Consider the following 7,348-nt stretch of genomic DNA (forward strand, 5'->3'; position numbering starts at 1 on the left):
GCAAGCACCAAAGCCGCTTAACCCAGATGGATGATCAGATTCTGGCGCTCTATGCCAAAGGCTTAAGCACCCGGGAAATCGTCGACGCGTTCAAGGAAATGTATGACGCCGACGTATCAGCCACCCTGGTCTCCACAGTCACAGAACGGGTACTGGAACAAATTACCCAGTGGCAAGCCCGTATTCTCTACAATGAGCCTGCAAAGTTTCGTACGTTCACTCGTTGGAGTATGAACATGACAAATTTAGACGATCGTCAAGCTGATAAATACGATGAGTTGGTCGAAGTTATCGACGCTGCGAAAACGGACCGTAAAATTGGCGCTGTGTCTCCTGCTGTAACTTTGCTTAAAATTTTTAAAAATTGATCATGCTTTGATTTTTTCCGTAACGATAGAAATATTTATTTCGCTTAAGACTTTTACGTCCTACTTGTCCATCATTGCATAAAATAGGTGTGTTGACTGAAAAAAATTACCCCCGGCAAAGCCGGAGGTTTATAGCTAGGGCGCCTCGAAGGACGCTGGTAAACCTTGATCCGGCTAAAGGCGTCTACAGTCCCAATTTCATTTGGTCGCAACGTTCATCTTCCTGCTCTTGATTTCGGATGTATGCCCGTACCATATTCCAGCGCAAAGCATTTGCAATACAAGGACACTTGCTATGACGGCAGGGCCGTCATAGCCTTCTGAGGTCCAATGCTACTCCTGCATTACTTTTAACTTGAGCTGCTCGTCGTATTTAGTCATAAAAAAACCCAAAAATTGGTGTCCAACTTTTGGGGTTCAGTTCAGTTTCCATGCAATACGATTTTTAGACCTGGGCAATGCCGCCATCAACGAACAGCTCAATGCCGTTGACGAAGCTGCTGTCGTCAGATGCTAGAAAAGTCACTGCCTTGGCGATCTCGCTTGGCTGGCCGAGGCGACCGATCGGCACCAGGGTTGTGAGATGGGCCAGCAAGCCTTCCTGATGTTCGACCGGAACCAGGCCTGTCAAACCAGGAGTGTGGATCGGGCCAGGGCTAATGACATTCACGCGGATATTGAGTGGTTTCAGTTCCAGCAACCAAGTGCGGGCAAAATTACACACCGCCGCCTTGCTGGCGCTATAGACGCTGAAGTTTTCCGTACCTTTGATCGATGTGGTTGATGAAGTCAGAATGATCGATCAACCCAATCAGCCTGGACGCACTCATGCAGATGCTGTGCAATAAACTCAATTAATTGCATCGCAGCTTGAGGAAGGCGTCTATTTTTTCTGCTGACAAGATACCAATTGCTCTTCAGCGGAAAATCATCCACAGGTAAGATAGCCAATTTCTCTCGACCTTCGATCAGAGTATGGGCAGAAATGACGGATAAGCCCAATCCTGATGCGACCCCCAGTCGGATGGCCTCATTGCTTTCAATTTGCATAGTGTCGCTTATTTCTATTCCCTGACTGCTAAGCCAAGATTCAAACATCAACCTGGTAGCTGAACCAGGTTCACGAATCAGAAATCGTTCCTGCTTCAACTCAGCAAATGAAAGTCTGCTACGGTTTGCTGCCCAGTGATCTTGTGGAGCAATGATATGCAATGGATTTTTAACGAAGCGCGTGGCATTAACAGCCATGCCGCTAGGTGGATGGCTGAATACGTACAAATCATCCTCCTGCATAGAGAAACGATCCAGAATCCGGGCGCGATTGCCAATACTTAAAGTGACATCGACTTTGGGATACTCTTTATAAAAAGCACCCAAAATTCTGGGAAAGACATATTTCGCTGTTGTGACTATACCAATTTTTATGTGGCCCGAATGTCCACCGCGTGCCTGCTCAAGTGTATTGTTAAAATCTTCAAAGCGTACTAGTACATCAGTGGCTGCTCTATACAGCTCTTCACCCACATGTGTCATTACCATACGTCCGTTTTGTTGTTCAAACAATGGCTCTTTCACGGCCTCTCTCAATTTTTTTAGCTGCAGAGATACAGTTGGCTGCGTCAAATGCAGTGAACGGGCAGCAGCCGAAATATTGCCAAGACGCGCGACCTCAACATGAACCTGGAGTAAGCGGAAGCTGAGATGACGAACGTTCATAGATAATTATCAATGCTAAGAGTTCATACAATTTATTAGTCAATATACCAAGAAACAAGAACAATCTCTACCAGGTTCTTACAGGAGTGGTATGTGCCAGATATAGTTATTGCGTTTTTTTCACTTGGTTTGCTTGCTGGTCTACTGAAATCAGACCTCAAGGTGCCAAAGTCGGTTTATCAGACTTTGTCGATATTGTTGATGCTAATTCTTGGCTTAAAAGGCGGATTAGCACTACACGGTAAATTCGAGCTCAGTATGCTCTCCACATTGTTACCGGTAGCAGGCCTGGGACTGTTGATTCCCTTACTGTGTTATCCATTTTTAAGAAAATTAGTCTGTTTAACGATTGATGACGCAGCGAGTATCTCAGCCCACTATGGTTCGGTAAGTGCAGGCACTTTTGCTGTAGTAATAACTCTTGTAGAAAAAGCTGGAATGCCATTAAATTCTGAAACAACTTTGTACTTGGTCATGCTCGAGCTGCCTGCTATTGTTCTTATGCTGTGGCTGCATCGCAAATTTAGCGGACATAAAGAAAAGGTAGGTATTTTAAGAGAAGCGCTGACCAGTCGTGGGGTAATTTTATTAGGTGGTGGAGTTTTGATTGGCTATCTTTATGGGCCGAGTGGCCTTGGGCCACTTACTCCAGTGCTGCTGGATGGTTTTAAGTCTATGTTGGCACTGTTTCTGCTGGAGATGGGACTATGTACGGCCAAAATTTGCAACCCTTTACCATGGCAGCACTGGCGCTTAATGCTGTTTGCAGCATTTGTACCTTTTGCGCTAGCTTGGATAGGTATCGGTATGGCTCTGATGTTAAAACTTCCTGCTGGCAGCGCATTAGTATTAGCAGGACTGACCGCCAGCGCGTCATATATAGCGGCTCCTGCTGCAATCCAGGCTTCAATCCCAAAGGCAAATATCGGTCTGGCCATGCTAGCAGCACTGGGAATTACTTTTCCAATCAATGTGATAATCGGGATACCTGTGTATAAGCGATGGGTTGAAGCTGTCGGCGCTAACTGAGCTCCGAAGTTACAGAGCAAGCCTATGCAGATTGGTAAAAGATCAAATCTCTTGAATAATTTTCAATAGTAGCTTTCAATCTGGCCTAAAATTGAAACTGAAATTGAAAAAATCGTAAGCGACAATGCAGATATAAACAAATTCATCTTAATCTGAAAGAATTCAGATTCGAAGAGTCAAATGACCGGGGGCTACCTTCGCCAAAAATTGGACGCTGGATGAAACTGACCGACTCAGTAATCCTAGCGATATATTGGCAATCGATTTCGTTTTCGAAATTAATCTGCCGGACATCATATCTTTTCGATTTTGCACGTTAATTGTTATATTTTATTAAGTGTGTATTTTTTCGCCAAGAAAAATTTCTTACTCAAATAATGTGTCCTATACTTAATTTACGGAAACAAAAAAAAGTCGATCAATATTAATTTAAATGTTCTTTTCTTCATAAAAAATGAGATTGCAGTGCTTTCTGACAGCATGTCAAGTCTTGCGGCACTAAATGTTGCATTCTATTAGAAGCTAGAGACCTTCAAATATAAAAAAATTCACGCAACGAGTGAGGCAATCATGCAAGTATCTCAAAACATTGTCCGTAATGGGCAGATACCTCAATTTCCTCTCTCTCCCAAACCCAAGGCCGGCCAACTGGTCTTATTTTTCGGCAGTTCGGACCTGCTGTCAAATCCAGCATATTTCCAAGCAGTCCGTAAAGCGTTTCCGGATGCCATCATCGCGGGTTGTTCGACTGCGGGAGAAATTCACGGTACAGCAGTCTACGATGACACGGTGGTTGTGACCGTTGTAGATTTTGAATATACATCTCTGCATTTTTCCAAAGTGGACATCCTTGAAGCCTCGCAGAGCTTCAGTGCTGGTAAAGCCTTAATTGAATCCTTGCCAGCGAAAGATTTGACACATGTGTTGATATTCTCTGACGGGTTAAAAGTGAATGGTACAGAGTTAACACGTGGACTCAAAGCGCAATTGCCTGCACACGTAGAAGTAACCGGCGGCCTGTCAGCAGATGGGGCAAATTTCAAAAAGACCCTGGTCTGCGCCAATGATATTCCGGTTGAGGGCCAAATCGCAGCAATTGGCTTGTATGGACAACATATCAAGGTCAGTTACGGCTCCTTAGGCGGCTGGGATTCATTTGGCCCCGATCGGCAAATTACACGTTCTATTGGCAATGTCCTGTATGACCTGGACGGTCAACCAGCTCTGGAATTGTATAAAAAATACCTGGGTGAACACGCCGCCGGATTACCATCCACGGCACTACTGTTTCCGCTATCTTTACACAATGCCTGGCAAGAAGGCAGCGAGTCAAATACACGTGACGGTGTTGTACGCACCATTCTTGGTGTCAACGAAGCTGATCAAAGCATGACTTTTGCTGGCGACATGCCCGAAGGTGCTTATGCACGCCTGATGAAAGCAAATTTTGAACGCCTTATCGATGGCGCGAGCGGGGCAGCAAAAATTTGTGCAGCTCTCATGCAAAACAATACGACAGAACTCGCTTTGTTAATTAGCTGTGTTGGAAGAAAACTGGTTCTCAAGCAAAGAGTTGAAGATGAAGTCGAAGCGGTTCGCGAAGTTTTGGGCCCGCAAGCGACGCTTACAGGCTTTTATTCTTATGGAGAGATTTCTCCTCATATGTCTGGTGGCCCATGCGAATTACATAACCAGACAATGACTATCACAACGTTCCGTGAGGTTTGACATATGCATAGCTTGCTTAGACGTCAAATCACTCGCTTGTTTGGCGACGTAAAAGCACTGCCCAAGGAACTTGATAAGCTGTTCCAGGCCATCAATATAACCTACAAGCAAACGGATATCGACAGAGCCATGACGCAGCGCTCCCTGGATTTGGCCTCTCAGGAAATGCTGGAGCAAAACCGCGCCCTTGCAGAAGAATTAAGGATACGGAAAGCCGCAGAATCGCAGCTCTTGTATTTAACCAATTACGATGAATTAACCGGTCTGGTGAATCGCAATCTATTGAACGACCGCCTGAAGCATGCCCTTGCCACCGCCGACAGACATCAACACAAACTCATTGTGCTGACATTAGGGTTGGATCATTTTAAAGTTATCAACGACAGCCTTGGCTCCTGTGTAGGTAATGAATTACTGAAAATCATAACTGAGAGACTTAGTGTTTGTGTGCGGGGCAGCGACACTGTGGCGCGTTTAGGTGGCGACGAGTTTGCGCTTATACTGATGGAACAAAGTGATGAGAATCTGCGCAATGAAAATCTGACCATAGATACTGATAGTAACTCGTCATTTCCTCGTTTAATTGAAATCCTGCAGCGAATACTGGCTGCAGTTTCCAAGACAGTACTGCTTGCCAGCCAGGAATTGCAGGTTACCTGCAGTATCGGTGTCAGCCAGTACCCAAAGGATGGTGATAACCCAGAAGTATTGCTGATGAATGCTCATGCTGCATTGAGCAGCGCCAAACAATTGGGGCGCAATAACTATCAATTTTATACATCTGACCTCAGCGCAAGACTGAATCAAAAACTTGCTATACAAGGTAAATTACGGTTGGCGCTGGAGCGAGATGAGTTCATTTTGCACTATCAGCCTCAGGTTGACTTACGTACGGGCCACATCGTTGGTATGGAAGCATTGATACGCTGGAACCAACCAGATCTTGGCATGGTCCCGCCAGGTAATTTTATTGGTTTAGCAGAGGAAACTGGATTAATTGTACCCATAGGGGCTTGGGTCATACGTACTGCTTGTGCGCAATGTAAAGCCTGGCAAGATAAGGGGCTCGGTAAATTTCGTATCGCCATCAATTTGTCGGTACGCCAATTCGGACAAGCAGATTTAGTGGACTTCGTCAGAGATGTTTTGGCAGAAACCCAACTCGAACCACAGTACCTGGAAATCGAATTAACAGAAAGCCTGGTCATGACCGATGTCGAGCACTCAATAGAAATATTGCGTGGCCTGAAGGCATTAGGGGTCCAGCTGTCAATTGATGATTTCGGCACAGGCTACTCCAGTCTTTCTTATTTAAAGCGTTTCCCCATTGATGTACTAAAGATCGACCAATCCTTTGTACGCGATATAAAGAAATCCGACGATGCAGCGATCGTCAAAGCGATTATTTCCATGGCACACAGTTTAGGTATGCAAGTGATTGCGGAAGGTGTGGAAACTGAAGCTCAGTGTGATTTTTTACGAATCAACTTGTGTGACGAAATCCAGGGATTTTTGTTTTCTAAGGGCTTGCCCAAGGATGAAGTGGAACTGTTGTTTCAGGAAAAGCGACGATTGCCTGACCGTCTTTTACATTTCTCGGCACATGACCGCACTTTACTTATCGTTGATGACGATGACAATGTCCTTTCAGCTCTCAAACGTGTATTACGAAAAGAGAACTGCGTGATCTTAACTGCTAAAAGCGGTAAGGCAGGGCTGGAACTGATGGCACTGTATCAGATTGATGTCATCATTACTGACCAGAAAATGCCTGAGATGACTGGCATTGAATTTCTTTGCATCGTGAAGCAGAGATATCCTGATGTAGTCCGAATAGTTCTCTCTGGCGAAGCAGATATTGAGACTATTATTGAGGCAATCAACCGGGGTAATATTTATCAATTCATGGTGAAGCCATGGAACCCAACAAGTCTTCAATGTTGTATCGAAGACGCTTTTAAGCAAAAGGAACTCATAGACGAAAATCATCGCCTCAAATCTGAAATACATGCTCACAAGCTTCAAGCGCTAAAGAAAATTGGCGAATCAATGAGAAGTCAGGATTGACGCTCTGTTAAGATGAGATGAAATGAAACTGTCCGGTTTACTCATTGAAATCCTCACTTTACCCAGGCTAGTAAAATTCTTGCGGACAATTGAGCTGGCCTGGCAGCGTATACACGACTACAGTGGCAAAGAACAGACGTCGAATTTGTGTATGATACGAATAGATCTGCTATGGTATATTTGCGGTGCACATGATACCTCCGTAATCAATGAACACGCTCCGCCACTCCGCCAAAGAGGCCGCGTCTGCGATCGTGTCAGAGTCTCTCATCAAAAGGCATGATTAATACCAATTGCTTGACCATTTATATTCTTAGGGAATCTCTGATTAAGTAAACGCATTCTGATTCAGAAACGTTAATAGAAGCATCATCCACAGTCAATCATTAAAGCCATGAGACAGACTACATTTGCCCAAGGAAGCTTTGAACGTTACGCCA

General features: G+C 44.8%; 4 protein-coding genes and 2 pseudogenes. 4 read left to right on the forward strand and 2 right to left on the reverse strand.

The window, feature by feature from the left end:
- Positions 1 to 188, forward strand: a pseudogene (locus ACO0LF_RS30835) (transposase); the annotation flags it as partial.
- Positions 189 to 813: 625 nt separating this feature from the next.
- On the opposite strand, the pseudogene ACO0LF_RS30840 reads toward ACO0LF_RS30835, so the two are convergent.
- Both ACO0LF_RS30840 and ACO0LF_RS30845 read right to left on the reverse strand, forming a co-directional pair.
- Positions 814 to 1,170: pseudogene (locus tag ACO0LF_RS30840) on the reverse strand (SDR family NAD(P)-dependent oxidoreductase); the annotation flags it as partial.
- Positions 1,158 to 2,084 carry a LysR family transcriptional regulator gene (locus ACO0LF_RS30845; RefSeq protein ID WP_423021155.1) on the reverse strand — a complete coding sequence of 309 codons (927 nt, stop codon included), beginning with the start codon at positions 2,082 to 2,084 and terminating at the stop codon, positions 1,158 to 1,160. The gene ACO0LF_RS30845 and the pseudogene ACO0LF_RS30840, both read right to left, overlap by 13 nt.
- Positions 2,085 to 2,177: 93 nt before the next feature.
- Between ACO0LF_RS30845 and ACO0LF_RS30850 the strand changes: the two genes are divergently transcribed.
- The 3 genes from ACO0LF_RS30850 (at position 2,178) to ACO0LF_RS30860 (ending at position 6,908) form a co-directional block, all read left to right on the forward strand.
- Entirely contained in the window at positions 2,178 to 3,113 is a 936-nt protein-coding gene (locus ACO0LF_RS30850) for a sodium-dependent bicarbonate transport family permease (protein WP_423021157.1), read from the forward strand.
- 570 nt (positions 3,114 to 3,683) lie between these two features.
- Positions 3,684 to 4,841, forward strand: a complete 1,158-nt coding sequence (locus tag ACO0LF_RS30855; RefSeq protein ID WP_423021159.1) for an FIST signal transduction protein — start codon at positions 3,684 to 3,686, stop codon at positions 4,839 to 4,841.
- A 3-nt stretch (positions 4,842 to 4,844) separates the two neighbouring features.
- A complete protein-coding gene (locus tag ACO0LF_RS30860; protein ID WP_423021161.1) occupies positions 4,845 to 6,908 on the forward strand; it encodes an EAL domain-containing protein in 2,064 nt (687 codons plus the stop codon).
- The last annotated feature ends 440 nt before the right edge of the window (positions 6,909 to 7,348 follow it).

The organism is Undibacterium sp. Di27W, assembly GCF_049340345.1.
Lineage (GTDB): Bacteria > Pseudomonadota > Gammaproteobacteria > Burkholderiales > Burkholderiaceae_D > Undibacterium.

Bases quoted from the DNA above. Each gene is read 5' to 3' on its own strand.
- ACO0LF_RS30855 (WP_423021159.1), top strand. From the start codon at position 3,684: ATGCAAGTATCTCAAAACATTGTCCGTAATGGGCAGATACCTCAATTT.
- ACO0LF_RS30845 (WP_423021155.1), bottom strand. From the start codon at position 2,084: ATGAACGTTCGTCATCTCAGCTTCCGCTTACTCCAGGTTCATGTTGAG.
- ACO0LF_RS30860 (WP_423021161.1), top strand. From the start codon at position 4,845: ATGCATAGCTTGCTTAGACGTCAAATCACTCGCTTGTTTGGCGACGTA.